Genomic DNA, 13,975 nt, shown 5'->3' with positions numbered 1-13,975 from the left:
CCATTTGGGGACCAGGGTCCGCGTCTGGCGGGCCGGGCGGGCGGGTTCTCCGCCATTTGGGGACCAGGGTCCGCATCTGGCGGGCCGGGCGGGCGGGTTCTCCGCCATTTGGGGACCAGGGTCCGCATCTGGCGGGCCGGGTGGGTGGTTCTCCGCCATTTGGGGACCAGGGTCCGCATCTGGCGGCCGGGCGCGGCCTGGCATCACGTCAGCGGCGGCGCACCCACGGGATCAGCGAGATGACGATGAGGGTCACGCCGAAGATGATCGGCCACCAGTACGTCTGGTGCGCCCCAGCGCCCGGGATCGCTCCCATGGTGGGGCCTCCGATGACCCCGAAGACGGTCAGGATGACGCCGGTGAGCGCCCCGAGTCCGGACGCAGCCTTCCCGCCACCTCCCTTCGCCGGTGTCGGCGCGCCGTAATCGCGGACCACGGCAGGCCGCTCAGCAGCCGGTGCCGGTGCCGGTGCCGGTGCCAGAACCGGTGCCGGTGCCAGAACCGGTGCCGAAGGAATCGCGCTCCCGGCCCGCGGCACCGGGTCGGGCTCGGCTTTCGATGCACCCCAGAGCGATCCGGTGACCGTGGCCTTCGGCAGCGGCAGCCGCACGAAACGCAAGGCCGCGAGACCTGGCGGGGGCAGGCCCTCGGACCGGGGGAACGGCTCCTCCCAGTAGAGGGGGCGGACAAATCCGTCACCCCTGAGAGCGAGCGCCTCCTCCCACTCGCCACGGCACTCCGCCGAGGTCATCGAGTGGTTCGACCAGAACAGCTGGAAACTGTCGGCCTCGGCGATCCTCGTGCGCATCCAGTCGAGGGGTGCACCGCTGCGGCGCTCGGACACGATCTCCTGGAGGTAGCCGTCACCGAGGGCCTCAGCGACCGCGACGACACCTTCGACGAGCTCGCCGTCCTCCGGCGCGAAGCAGGGGAAGATCCGCCTGAACCGCCCGACCGGCTGCTCGTGTCGGGCCGCCGGCGCAGTGGCTGCCCCGACCGGGATCGACACAGGGGTCTCGGCCATCAGGATCGGTCCGGAGAAGACCCGGATGTGCCCGCCCACCGTGCGTCCGACGAGATCCGTCGGAGCCCGCAGCAGGAAGGTCAGCTCCGCGATCTCGCCGGTCCACGTCACCGCGGCCTGAGGCGGGTTGCATTCGACGCCAGGCAGGTCGGGCCGGACCACGAGGCCGGCCCCGCGAGGCAGTGGCTGAGTGGACGGGGTCGCGGTGGTCTCGCTGGGAGCTCCGCCGAAGAACGCGCTGACACGTTCGCCCACCTCGGCCGTCTGGTCGATGACGGCGCCGGCCGCGGTCACGATCCGGTCCCCGTGGTGCGCGAAGAACAGCAGTGGCTCCCACACCGCCGGGCGCAACGACGCCGGCCGGGAGATCGTGAACTGCACGTCGTGGTCGAGGCCGGGCACCGGGATCTGTCGCTGGTCGGCCGGGATCGACGAGCCGAGGTGCAGCGCCACGGTCGACCACTCGGACGAGACGGGTTCGTCACCGGCGAGCAGGGCGGCTCGTCCGCGGGCCACGGCCTCCTCGATGACGCCGCCGCTGTCGATGAGCGCCGCGTAGAACTCGTCGGCGAAGACGACCGCCGCCGTGTCGGAGATGGCGCGCCGCATTGCGACGACGGCCGGCACCCCGGCCCGGACGAGCGCCGCCGCGGTGCCCGAAAACGGGTCGGACCCGTCGTTGCCCGCGCTGTCACAGCAGTTGAGCACGGCGAGCCGGAGGGAGGGCGAGCCGGCGAGAATCGCCCCGACGTCGTCGGCTGATCTGCTCGAGACGGTGGTGCCGTCCTCCGCGGTGAGGTCGAGGTGGCCGGTCCCGCCCAGCGGGTGCGCACCGTGTCCGATGTAGTGGAAGACGTGGAACTCCCTGTCCTGCAGCGTCTCTCGGATCCGTTCGAGTGAGGCGGTGCGGACGGTGACGACCTCGATCGCGGCGCCCCAGGTGAAGGGCCGGAGCCGCGACTGGATCTGCATCAGCTCGGCCGCTGCGTCGATGGCGGGCGTGCCGTCGGGCGTCGAGACGGCAAGCAGGATGCGCAGCGGCGTCACGCTCGCCGCCGACGGCTCGCGTGCGGCCATCTCCGTGCAGCGCACGACGGCCCGCCACGGGTCGAGCGCGAGGAAACGGTAGCGGTCCGGATCGTGCAGCAGCTCCCACGGCAGGTGCTCGGCGCCACCCTCGAAGCGCAGCACGACCCGCACCCCGAGCCCGGACTCGAAGGCGCGGACGGCGCTCTTCTCGTAGCGCAGCCGCACTTCGCCGGCAAACAGCGCAGCGAAGAGGGCGGCCCCGACCGCCCGGTCGTCCCCGGACTCGGTCGGCCAGGGCGCGCTCAGCGGGCCGGTCTCGCCGGCGGGGGAGTCGAGCACCCTCGTCTCGAGCGCGTCGCCGCGCCGGGCGACCACGAGGTCGACGTCGAGGTACCCCGAAGGCCTCTCCATCACGTCATGATCGCACCGACTTCCGCACGCGGAGCAGGCTTCAGACAACGTTCCCGTATGCCGCTGGGCTCGCTTCTCGTCGCCGGCTCGCGGCGCGGTGGCTGGCCGCGATGTGCGGACAAGGGTCCGGATCTGGTGGGTCAGCGGGCGAGGGCCAGGGACCCGAGGGCGACGAGCCAGCTGACGAAGCTGCCGACGAGGAAGTACTCGGTCATGTCGTCGATGCCGACTCTGGTGCTCGTCGGCGGGGGAGAGGTCCGGGCCGCGGCCTGGATCTCGGGGAAGCGGAGCAGTCCCTTGGCGGCGATGACGATGCTGGCCGCGCCGTACTCACCGGCGAGGCCGAGCCCGAGGATGACCAGGCGTTCCATCGGCCCGAGCAGGCGCCCGCCCTTGAGCCGGTCGGCCGGTTGCGGGTCGGAGGTCGCGGACTGGGCGGCGACGACCTGGTCCGGCCGCAGCGCCCCGATCGCGAGCAGCACGAGCCGGACGATGATGTTGCCGGTCGCGAGGTTGAAGACGACCAGCCCGGCAAGGAGCAGGACCCGGGAGACGGACACGTCTGCGGCCCAGGGCAGGTCGGCCCAGCGGAGCCACTCCGACAGCGGACCGCTTGGCTCCGAGGCAAACCCGGAGAACGCCAACAGCGCGACGACGAGAGCCGCGAACAGCCCGAGCGGCAGCCACGCCCGCCGGCCATCTGCCTGCGTCCTGCGCGACGTCTCGGTCCATCCGACGAGCGCGACGGCGACCACGACCAGGGCGACGACGTCCGCGACGCCGTGCACCCCGGTCACGACGGAGAGGAGGACGAGCGTGAGGACACCGGCGAGCGGGGCCGAGCCCAGCGGCATACGGCCAGCGGGGGAGCGGACCAGATCGGCCACACCAAACGCGACGAGCGCGAGTGATACCCAAGTCATTTCACGTATCCTGCCGCACGCCACCGACAGTGCGGGATGTCGGTAACGGGCTCACGGCAGCTCACCCAACATCCGCATCGCCTCCATCGCCACTCCGATCCCGTCGCCGCGCACCCGCTGGGACACTGCGGACGGCGTGATGCCCTCGCGCTCGGCGATGTCCTTCTGGGTGAGCCCTTCGAGCCGACTCGCGAGAATCCGCCACGAGACCGGTGACAGCGCACCGAGCACCTGGTCGAGGGTGAGGAGAGCGGCGTTGACTGCGGTCACCTGCGCGGGCGAGTCCGCCTCCGAGCGGAAGACCGTCCGGGTGGTCCGGAGCGCGGCCTTGTCGGCGAGCTGGGCGGCTTCCTCGATCGCGTCGCGGGCCGCCCAGTAGGCGGGGCCGTCGTGGATGCCGCGGGCCGGGTCGAGGACCTGGATGGCCCCGCGCCCGAGACCGAACCGCACGTCATGGGGCTGGAGCGCAGCCCGGATGTGGAAGGCAGCGGTCAGGGCGTCACCGAGCGTGGCGTAGACGCCCTGGAACTCGTCGCCCAGCGTGATCACGGCCGGGTCGACCACTGGCTGGGCGCGGTTGACGCGGCCGAGGACCGCGCCGATGGTGTCGTGCAGGGCTTGGCGGTCCCCGGTGCGGCGGGATTCCACGATGTCACCAATGAGGGCGACTCGTTCAGGCATCCGCTTCATCTTGGCCATATGAAGAGCATAACTTAATCACGAGCAAATGAAGCAGTATGACCGACTCGGCGCGACCCGTCTCAGTCAAGGACGGGCCGTCCCGCCTCGTCCACCTCGGCGTTCCTGACGTCCGGGGTGGACCCGTCGACGTCGAGGTGGCGGCGGTCGTCGCCGGTGATCCAGGCGTAGGTCGCGCCGGCGATGAGGCCACCGATGATCGGTGCGACCCAGAAGGCCCACAGCTGCCCGGGCGCTTCGTAGCCGTTGAAGAACGCCACGGCGGTCGACCTCGCCGGGTTGATCGACCCGTTGCTCACGGGCATGGCGACGAAGTAGGCGAGCGTGAAGGCGAAGCCGATCACGAGCGGCGCGACACCGCGCGGGGCGTCCTCCTTGGTCGCCCCGAGGACCACGTAGACGAAGAACGCCGTCATCAGCGCCTCGACGACGAGCACGGCCCCGAGCCCGAAACCGTCTGGCGACACGTCGCCGTAGCCGTTGACGGCGAGGTTGCCCGCGGACGGCAGGCCGCGGCTGGAGACGAGCCCGGCCAGGGCGCCACCGGCGAGCAGCCCACCGACGAGCTGCGCCCCGACATACGGCAGCACGTCGGCCCAGTCGAAGCGCTTGGCCACGGCGAGCCCAATGGTGACGGCGGGGTTGAAGTGCCCGCCGGAGACGTGGCCGACGGCGTAGATCATGCAGGCGAGGACGAGCCCGAAGGCGAGGGCGACGCCGAGCAGGCCCACACCGACGGGCTCGGGCGGGTTGGCGGAGAGCGATTGCGTGACGATCTTGGCGTTGAAGATCGCCGTCCCGCACCCGACGAAGACGAGCCAGAAGGTCCCGAGCGCCTCCGCCCCCAGTCGCGAGCTCATCCGTGGCTGGTACATCGGGTCTCCTTCGTCGAGGCCGGGCGTCCTTTCGGCAGCGTAGTAGACGGGGGTGACCGTCCGGTGCGAGCGAGCCACCCCGATGCCGTATGCCGCTGAGCGCCCTCCCACGGACCGGCGCGGCGCCACCCCTCCCAGTTTCGCCGATCGGGCCCGGGACCGTTGTCCTGCGCGCTGGCCCGGCGCCGCCCACGGATGGGTGTGCGGGGCGTATCGTGCGGATCCAACGCGGAGGAAAGGTTCACGAATGGCGTCTATCGAGGCCCTGCCGAGTCGGCTGCGGGCGGTGGCTCGCCGGCTCAGGTCGGTGGGTCGGGGCGGGGTCGCGGCGACCGAGTCGCACGCTCCCGAGGGACCGGCCGCCGAGGCGGCGCCAGTGACGCCGGAGGGTGATGACGCGCGGGAGATCCATCCCTTCGCGGCGGACCTGCTCGAGACAGGGATCTTCGACGCGGGCTTCTACTCGGTGGCCGCGGGCCAGACCTTCCAGAGCGAGGTGGAGGCCGCGTCGCACTTCCTGTCGGTCGGGATGCGACGGATGCTCTCGGTCCATCCGCTGGTCCACGTCCGGCAGCTGCCGCGTGAAGTGAAGGACCGGTGGCGGGACGCTGACATCGGGGCCGTGCTCGACCATCTGCGGGGCGACCCCTCGCAGCTCGCCCCGCTCGGGCCGCTCTTCCACCCGCGCCTGCTCCCACAGCTGGGCAACGCCAGTGGGGAGGGCACAGGTCACTCGAACCCAGGGGGCTGCCTGGGGAGGTTTCTCGAGGCCGCCGACGACGACACGCTGCTGCCTGCGCCGGGGCGGACCCTCCGCTGGGGTACGGTCCGCGGGGCGACGGAGAGCTATGTCCGCGAGGCCTGGGTCAACGCCAAGCTCCGCGCCGCGCCGACCACCCGCACGTGGCCGGCCGCCAAGGAACGGCAGTGGCGCGAAGAGGCCTCCGAGGTGCACCTCGCTGTCCGCGACGCCGCGACAGGCGGGTCGCCTCGGGTGAGTGTGATCCTGCCGGCGTCTGGCCGTGCGCCGGGGATCGGCGACGCGATCAGCTCGGTGCTGGCCCAGACCTGGGGGGGCTGGGAGCTGGTTGTGGTCGACGACGGCTCGGAGGACGCGACCGCTGGGGTCGTCCGGCCTCTGGCGGCCGACGACCCCAGGGTCCGGCTGATGACCCGACCGCCCGCGGGAGTGTCCGCGGCTCGCAATGCCGGCCTCGGGGCGGCGAGCGGGGAGTTCGTGGCCTTCCTCGACACTGACCACCGTTGGGAGCCGGACTTCCTCGAGCTGATGCTCAAGGGACTGGATCGCACGGGGGCGAGCGCCGCCTACGCCGGCATGGAGCTGAGGACCGACTCCGGTCCGCGCTACCTCGGCCGGGGCGGCGGCCTCGAGAGCCTGCGACTGCGGAGCCGCATAGACCTCAACGTCCTGGTGGTGCGCCGTTCACGGCTCACCGAGCTCGGTGGTTTCGACGAGGAGCTTCGCGGGGCGGGCGACCACGACCTCGTCATCCGGCTCGCGCAGCGGGAGGAGCCGCGGTTCCTGCCGTTCATCGGCTGCCGCCGTGAGACCTCGCCCGAGGGCGACGCGGACACCGGCCCCACCGACGAGGACAACTGGCAGTTCGCTGTCATCGGCAAGCACCTGGTCGACTGGGGCGCCCTCCAGGCCAGTCCCGCTGAGGCAGCGCCAGGACGCGTCTCCGTCGTCGTCCCGACCTACCAGGACCAGGCCATGACGGCAGTAGCGGTGGACTCGGTCCTGCAGATGCCGGGTGATCTCGAGGTGATCGTCGTCGACAACGGCTCGGCGGTCGAGACCGGCGTGGTCCTGGCCCAGCTGTGGGCAGGCGAGCCGCGCGTGCGGGTCCTGCACCTGCCACGCAACCTCAACTTCGGGATCGGCTCGAATCTCGGGGCGGTCGCGGCGACCGGCGAGTTCGTCTTCTTCCTCAACAACGACACCCTCGCCCCAGCCGCGGGGATCGACAGGCTCGTCGACCGTCTCAGCGACCCTCAGTGCCTCGGGGTCCAGCCGCTCCTGCTCTACGGGGACGACTCGATCCAGGCTGCGGGCGTGATCTTCCTCGCCAACAACCACCTCCCCGTGAGCCACCTGGCGGGGATGCCCCCGGAAGACGCCCGCAACGTCGGCGACCTCCGGTTCTCGGTGGTCACCGCGGCGGCGCTGCTCATGCGCCGCGCCGACGTCGTGCGCCTGCGCGGCTTCGACCCGCGCTTTGTCAACGGGATGGAGGACATCGACCTGTGCCTCCGTGCGGGCCAGCAGGTGCCCGGAGGGTACTTCGCCGTGGAGCCCGGGGTCCGGTTCCAGCACCTGGAGAGCAAGACACCCGGGCGGGGCAGGCATCTCGACGGCAACCGGCGGCTCCTCATGGAGCGGTGGTGGGACCGGCTGCCCGCCCCGGAGCACGACAAGCTGGCCGCGGCGAACCTGCGAGTCGCGCGGATCCCCACCGATGGCCGCCTGATCCCGGTGCTGCGCCCGCTCTATGTCCGGGACCGTGAGTCACCAGCCCTGCGCTGGGGGGTGCGCTACGCCTCGAACGGGGGACCGAGGGGTGATCGCTGGGGCGACACGAGCTATGCCGAGTCCCTGACCGCGGCACTGCGCCGCACGGGTCAGGAGGTCGTGACCTACCGGCACGGCGCCAACGCGGACACGGCGCACGTCCTCGACGACGTGAACCTCGTGCTCCGTGGCCTCGACCGGGTCCCGCCGATCCCGGGCCTGGTCAACGTCCTGTGGGTGATCAGCCATCCGGAGCTGCTGACGCCGCTGGAGGTTCGCGGCTACGACGTCGTCTTCGCCGCGTCGACGTCGTGGAGCGAGCAGTTCTCCCGTCGCGCCGGCCGCGAGGTCCGTCCGCTGCTCCAGGCGACGGACACGACCCGCTTCGCCTCGCGCGCACCGGGGGAGCCCCTCACCCGTCCCGCGGTCTTCGTCGGCGGGAACTACTCGCGCCGCGAGCGGCGGGTCGTCAGGGATGCCGTCGAGGCGGGAGTCGACCTGCGCGTCATCGGCAGCGGCTGGGACGGCAGCATCCCTTCGCCGCTCATCGAGGCGGAGCACGTCGACAACGCGGAGCTGTCGGAGGTCTATCGGGGTGCATCGCGGGTCCTGGCCGACCACTGGCCGGAGATGGCCGAGCTCGGTTTCATCCAGAACCGGCTGTTCGACGCGGTCGCGTCGGGCGCCCGGGTCATCTCCGACGACGTGGTCGGCCTGCGCGAGGTCTTCGGCTCGGCTGTCCAGACCTATTCGAGCCTCGACGAGCTCCGCCACCTGTGCAGCCCGGAGGGTGCCGCCCGGTTCGGCACGGACGAGGAGATCCAGCGGCAGGCCGAGGAGGTGCGGGCGCAGCACTCGTTCGACGTGCGGGCGCGCACGTTGGTCGAGGCGGTGGAGTCGCTGAGACAAGCCAACTGACCATGCCGTATGCCGCTGGGCTCGCTCCCGCTCACCAGCCCGGTGGGGCGGGCGCTCAGTCCGCGTAGGGGCAGACGGAGTAGATCTCGTCGCAGGTCACCTTGAGCCGGAGGGCGCCGCCGACACCGGAGCCGCCGCCGCCGAGGCTGAGGGTGTTGATGCCGAGGATCCGGCCTTCCCGGTCGAGCAGCGGCCCGCCGGAGTTGCCGGGGTTGATCAGGGCGGAGGTCTGATACCAGTCGTCCTCGACGCGGGAGATGATGCCCGTCGTGACGCTGCCCTCGAGCCCGAAGGGGGAGCCGATGGCGATGACGGGATCGCCCACCTTGGCCGGGGGCGCGGCGACGAGTCGCTTGAGCTCACTGGTCATGAAGAGGAGCGCGAGGTCGTTCTTCTCGTCCCAGCCCGACAGCAGGGTCTTGTACTTCTTGCCGCCTCGCGAGATCGAGGCCTTCGGGCCGTCGCTGTAGGTGCAGGCCTCGACGACGTGATAGTTCGTGATGATGGCCGTTTCGTAGCCCTTCTTCAGCTCCATCCAGACCGGGAAGCCGGACCCGAGGGAGTTGCCGCACTGGACGGTGACGACCGACTGGCGCACTTCTTGGACCACGGCGGCGGTGTCGAGGATCTTCCCGTTGGCGGTTTCTGCGGCGTCGTGGGCGCGCATGGCGACCTGACGCGCGCCCATCACTGAGGACTCGAGCTCCTCGAGCGTCGTCCCGGCAGTGGCCAGCTCGGAGGTCAGTTCGCGGATCCGCTCAGCGTCGTCCTGCTGCCGCTGGACGAGGTAGCCGACACCGGCGGTGTTCGCGAGGAGCAGGACGACCGCCAGACCGAGTCCGAGCGGTTTCAGGGATCGGCGCCGTCGGCGGGGAGGCTCTGCACCTTTTCCTGGGGGCGGGGGGCCGACCGAGGCCTCATCGCCGGCGGCCGGCTCCACGATCGTCGTGGTTGTCGGCTCATTTTCCACCACGTCAGTGGCCATGACGACGCCCGGGTTCTGCGACGGTTCCTGGCTGTTCATCTCGTGGCCCCCTGACCGGCCGAGCGTGTGCTCGTCGAGCGAATCCAAGGACCGAGTGGTCCGGTCCGCTCGCTGGGGGCTCATCCGCCCTCGGCGGGGGGCGCAGGCTCCGTCGTCGGGTCCGTCGTGGCCGTCGGGTCGGCGGTTGCCGTGGACCGGGTGGTGAAGAACGGCGGGCTCGAGATCTCCGTCGCGGTCGGCGCCACGGTCGGCTCTCCGGTCGGCTCCTGGGTCGGTGGTGTCGTGGAGACCCCGGTCGGCGTGGTGTCCAGAACCGGGCTCGGGTTCCCTGAGCCGCCCGGGAACGTCGCAGCGCCCGGCGCGATGACGCCTGGAGTGGCGATTCCGAGGGTCGGCTCGCTGGTCCCTCCACCGCTGGCGTCCTCGCCGAGCCGCCCGCCGATGGCCTTGAAGACGGTCTCGCCCCAGAGCAGGCCGCCCTGCGCGTTGACGCTCGGGGGATCCACGATGGAGACGAACGAGTTGGGGTCGCCGGCCTTGCGGAAGGCGGCGGCCACATCGATGGTCAGCAGGTCGTTGGCCGCGGCCCACTTCTGGGTTGCCTTGCGCACGGGGGCGATCTGGTCGTCGGTGTTCGGCGCCTGCAGCACGACCGCCACGGGCACGTCGGACCACTTCGCGCGGATCGCGGAGAGCGTGGTGTCGAGGCGGCCCCCGATGGTGGAGGCCTCGTCGTCACGGCCATAGCTGAGCAGGACGGCGTCGGGCTCCTCCGGGACGAGGAAGCCGAGGCGCTCTGCAGCGTAGTTCGCGCCGACCCCGGTGCGGCTGCCGTTCCAGATCACCAGCGACGGCCCCGACTCGCCGTAGGTGAGCTCCTTGTCGTAGCGCGTCGGGTCGGTGGGGTCGAGGTTGCGCAGGGCCACCTGCCGGGTGGAGCCGGCGAGGTCACCGAGGACGGAGACCCACTCCCCGTCCTCGTCCCCGGTCCCGTCGCCGAGCACGGCCAGGACGAGGTCACTCTGGCCCGTGAGCAGCTGGCTCGCGTCCGTCACGGGCTCTGCGGTGGCCGCCGGAGCGGAGGACGACCGGGCCGCGTTGGCGGTCGGCGAACTGCTGGCCGCAGGGTGGGGGTCATCGTCCCCCCCGATGAAGAAGACGACTGCGACGACGATGGCCACATTGATCAGAAGGGCGATGAGCCCCAGCGACACATCGGTCGCCCGGGATCTTCGCATGCGCACATTGTGCCCCAGCCCGGGGACGCCAGTGGCCTGGTGTGCATCCGAAGGGGCCGGTTGGGTACATTGGGCCCGCTCTGCGGGTGCTCCCGCTTGTCAGCGTCAGGGGTGCTCATGTCCATTGTCCGAGAGGTTGTCGCGGACCCTCGCACCGCTGTCTGGCACCTGCGCAAGGGCGGCGTCAACCAGCTGCGGACCTGGGCTCGGCGGCGTGACCTCTTCGGTCGGCCCGTCAACTTCAACGGGCAGCAGGTTCTCGGCGCTCCGGAGTTCCCCGCCTGGCCGCTGCCGGACCGCCCGCCGCGGCGACCGGACCTGCGGGTGGGGGTCATCCTCGACGACTTCAGTCGGCTGGCCTTCCGCTACGAGTGGGACCAGGTCGAGCTGACACCCCGGGCCTGGCGAGACCAGGTGCTCCAGCCGCGTCCGATCGACCTGCTCTTCGTCGAGTCGGCGTGGCACGGCAACGGCGACGCGTGGCAGTACGCGCTGACGGGCTCGAAGGCTCCGAGCCCCGATCTGCGTGAGCTCGTGTCGTGGTGCCGTGAGCAGGGGGTCCCCACGGTCTTCTGGAACAAGGAGGACCCGGTCCACTACGAGGACTTCCTCGACACGGCCAAGATCTTCGACCACGTGTGGACGACCGACTCGGAGCGCATCCCGTCCTACGTGGAGGACCTGGGCCACTCGCGCGTCGGTGTGCTGCCCTTCGCAGCGCAGCAGTCGATCCACAACCCGATCCGCCCGACCAAGGGCCACCAAGCCCGCGACATCGCCTTCGCCGGCATGTACTTCGCGCACAAGTACCCCGAGCGACGCGAGCAGATGGACCTCCTCCTCGGGGCGGCCGAGCGAGTGTCCTCCCGTATGCCGCTGGGCTTGGAGATCTTCTCCCGTTTCCTGGGGCACGACGACCGTTACCAGTTCCCCGGTTCGCTGGGTGACCGCGTCGTGGGGTCGCTGTCCTACGAGCAGACGCTCTCGGCCTACCGCGGCTACAAGGTCTTCCTCAATGTGAACTCGGTCGTCGGGTCCCCGAGCATGTGCGCGCGACGGATCTTCGAGATCACCGCCTGCGGCACGCCGGTCGTGTCGACGCCGAGCGCCGCGATCGGGGAGTTCTTCCCCGGCGATGAGGTCATCCAGGTCTCGGAGCAGCAGGAGGCCGAGTGGACGCTTCGGGCGCTGTGGAACAGCCCAGAGCTGCGCGACCGCATGGTGCACCGCGGCCAACGGCGCATCTGGGCGGAGCACACGTACACCCGCCGTGTGGACGACGTTCTCGCCGGCGTCGGGCTCGCCACGCACCAGGTTAAGCGGCCCACGGTCAGCGCCCTGGTCTCGACGAACCGCCCGCACCAGCTCGACCATGTCCTCTCGACGCTCGCTGCCCAGCAGGACGTCGACCTCGAGGTGGTCGTGCTGACCCACGGCTTCGACGGCGCGGCCACCGTGCGAGACAAGGCAAAAGCACTCGGGATCGCCAACCTCGTGGCCATTGAGGCGCCATCGGACCTGCCCTTGGGAGCGTGCCTGAACCGTCTGGTCACGGCGGCCTCGGGAGACGTCGTCGCCAAGATCGACGACGACGACCTCTACGGCCCTCACTACCTGCGCGACCAGCTCAACGCCCTCGACTACTCCGGTGCGGCGGTCGTGGGCAAGCAGGCGCACCACATGTACCTGAAGGCCGAGGACCTGACGATCGTGCGCTTCCCCGAGCGGGAGCACCGCTTCACCGACTTCGTCATGGGACCGACCATCGTGACCTCCCGCGACGTGGCCTTGGCTCATCCCTTCCCCGAGCTTGGCAGGGGAGAGGACACCGGCTTCCTGCGGGGGATCAGCGACGCAGGGGCACAGATCTACTCAGCGGACCGCTTCGGCTTCATCCAGGTCCGAGACACCAACGCCGGCACCCACACCTGGGGTGCTACGTCAGCAGAGTTGCTGGCCAACGGAAGGGTTCTCGCGCAGTCGAGCGCCGACACTCACATCCTCAACTGATAGACAGGGAAACAGCGTGACCAGCAAGACAGTGGCCGTCATCGGTTTGGGCTATATCGGCCTTCCAACCGCTGCCATCCTGGCGTCGAACGGGACGCGCGTTGTCGGCGTCGACGTCAGCGATCGTCACGTCAACGCCGTCAACCGTGGCGAGGTGCCCTTCGTCGAGCCGGACCTTGCCACCCACGTCGCTGGTGCTGTGAGCCAAGGCCTCCTCAGCGCTCAGAAGGAGACGCCCAAGGCCGGCACCTACATCGTCGCCGTGCCGACGCCCTTCAAGGAGGGCTACGCGGCGGACCTCAGCTACATCGACGCCGCGACGGACGCGATCATCCCCCAGCTGAGTGGCGGAGAACTTCTCATCCTGGAGTCGACGTCTCCTCCCGGGACGACCGAGCACATGGCACAGCGCGTCCTCGACGCCCGCCCCGACCTCTCTGTCGATGGAACGAATGAGCGGCCAGTAGTCCACTTTGCCCACTGCCCGGAACGGGTCCTGCCTGGCCGGGTCATGATCGAGCTCGTCACGAACGACCGCATCATCGGTGGGCTCACGCGTGAGGCCGCAGAGCGAGCTCGCGACCTCTACGGCATCTTCTGCCAGGCCCAGATGCACCTGACGGACGCCACCACGGCGGAGATGGCGAAGCTCACGGAGAACTCGTTCCGCGACGTCAACATCGCCTTCGCCAATGAGCTCTCCATCATTGCCGAGCGGCTTGGCATCGACGTGTTCGAGCTGATCGAGCTGGCGAACAAGCACCCCCGCGTCAACATCCTGCAGCCCGGACCCGGCGTTGGCGGCCACTGCATCGCCGTTGACCCCTGGTTCATCGTGAGCGCAGTCCCCGAGGATGCGCGGCTGATCCGCACGGCCCGCGAGGTCAACGACCACAAGCCGGAGGTGGTGCTCTCGCGCGTCATCGAACGGGCCGACCGCTTCAAGGAGCCGGTCATCGCGGCTCTCGGGCTAGCGTTCAAGCCGGACATCGACGACCTGCGGGAGTCCCCCGCGCTCGAGATCACCAAGCAGCTCGCGCAGCGTCTGCCGCACGCCAAGATCCTGGCGGTCGAGCCCAACGTGGAGCAGCTGCCCACCTCACTCACGGCATTCGAGAACGTTGTTCTCGAGGACACGCTTGCCGCTGTCGAATCGGCCGATGTCGTCGTGCTCCTGGTCGATCACAAGGAGTTCAAGCTCCTCGATAGGGCCGCTCTAGCCGAAAAGGCAATCATCGACACTCGAGGGGTCTGGCGCTGATGGGGCCGCTGCACGAGCGGGAAGAGACCGATTTCCAACTGATCGAATGGCGCCAACCGTCCTCGTCGA

General features: G+C 70.2%; 9 protein-coding genes. 3 read left to right on the top strand and 6 right to left on the bottom strand.

The window, feature by feature from the left end:
• Nucleotides 1-208 precede the first annotated feature (208 nt).
• The 4 genes from OO014_RS13970 to aqpZ all read right to left on the bottom strand — a co-directional run bounded on the left by OO014_RS13970 (nucleotide 209) and on the right by aqpZ (nucleotide 4,961).
• Nucleotides 209-2,464: a CHAT domain-containing protein gene (locus tag OO014_RS13970; RefSeq protein WP_272462934.1), complete on the bottom strand. Its 2,256-nt coding sequence runs from the start codon at nucleotides 2,462-2,464 to the stop codon at nucleotides 209-211.
• A gap of 140 nt (nucleotides 2,465-2,604) precedes the next feature.
• Nucleotides 2,605-3,387: a hypothetical protein gene (locus OO014_RS13965; protein WP_272462933.1), complete on the bottom strand. Its 783-nt coding sequence runs from the start codon at nucleotides 3,385-3,387 to the stop codon at nucleotides 2,605-2,607.
• 51 nt (nucleotides 3,388-3,438) lie between these two features.
• Entirely contained in the window at nucleotides 3,439-4,068 is a 630-nt protein-coding gene (locus tag OO014_RS13960) for a SatD family protein (RefSeq protein WP_272462932.1), read from the bottom strand.
• A gap of 80 nt (nucleotides 4,069-4,148) precedes the next feature.
• Nucleotides 4,149-4,961, bottom strand: coding sequence for an aquaporin Z (aqpZ, locus tag OO014_RS13955; RefSeq protein ID WP_272462935.1), 813 nt, complete (start codon nucleotides 4,959-4,961; stop codon nucleotides 4,149-4,151).
• A 247-nt stretch (nucleotides 4,962-5,208) separates the two neighbouring features.
• Between aqpZ and OO014_RS13950 the strand changes: the two genes are divergently transcribed.
• Nucleotides 5,209-8,412, top strand: a complete 3,204-nt coding sequence (locus OO014_RS13950) for a glycosyltransferase (RefSeq protein WP_272462931.1) — start codon at nucleotides 5,209-5,211, stop codon at nucleotides 8,410-8,412.
• A gap of 55 nt (nucleotides 8,413-8,467) precedes the next feature.
• On the opposite strand, the gene OO014_RS13945 is transcribed toward OO014_RS13950, so the two are convergent.
• Entirely contained in the window at nucleotides 8,468-9,484 is a 1,017-nt protein-coding gene (locus tag OO014_RS13945; protein WP_272462930.1) for a S1C family serine protease, read from the bottom strand.
• 32 nt (nucleotides 9,485-9,516) lie between these two features.
• Nucleotides 9,517-10,635 carry an SGNH/GDSL hydrolase family protein gene (locus OO014_RS13940; protein WP_272462929.1) on the bottom strand — a complete coding sequence of 373 codons (1,119 nt, stop codon included), beginning with the start codon at nucleotides 10,633-10,635 and terminating at the stop codon, nucleotides 9,517-9,519.
• A 117-nt stretch (nucleotides 10,636-10,752) separates the two neighbouring features.
• Here OO014_RS13940 and OO014_RS13935 point away from each other — a divergent pair, with 117 nt between their 5' ends.
• Both OO014_RS13935 and wecC read left to right on the top strand, forming a co-directional pair.
• On the top strand, nucleotides 10,753-12,645 hold the full coding sequence (locus OO014_RS13935; protein ID WP_272462928.1) for a glycosyltransferase family protein: 1,893 nt from the start codon (nucleotides 10,753-10,755) through the stop codon (nucleotides 12,643-12,645).
• A 16-nt stretch (nucleotides 12,646-12,661) separates the two neighbouring features.
• Nucleotides 12,662-13,906: a UDP-N-acetyl-D-mannosamine dehydrogenase gene (wecC, locus tag OO014_RS13930; RefSeq protein ID WP_272462927.1), complete on the top strand. Its 1,245-nt coding sequence runs from the start codon at nucleotides 12,662-12,664 to the stop codon at nucleotides 13,904-13,906.
• Nucleotides 13,907-13,975: the final 69 nt, after the last annotated feature.

Origin of the sequence: Intrasporangium calvum, assembly GCF_028446585.1 — a bacterium.
Taxonomy (GTDB): domain Bacteria; phylum Actinomycetota; class Actinomycetes; order Actinomycetales; family Dermatophilaceae; genus Intrasporangium; species Intrasporangium calvum_A.
The sequence above is the reverse complement of the archived record's forward strand: the minus strand, read 5'-3'. Positions and strand labels throughout refer to the sequence as shown.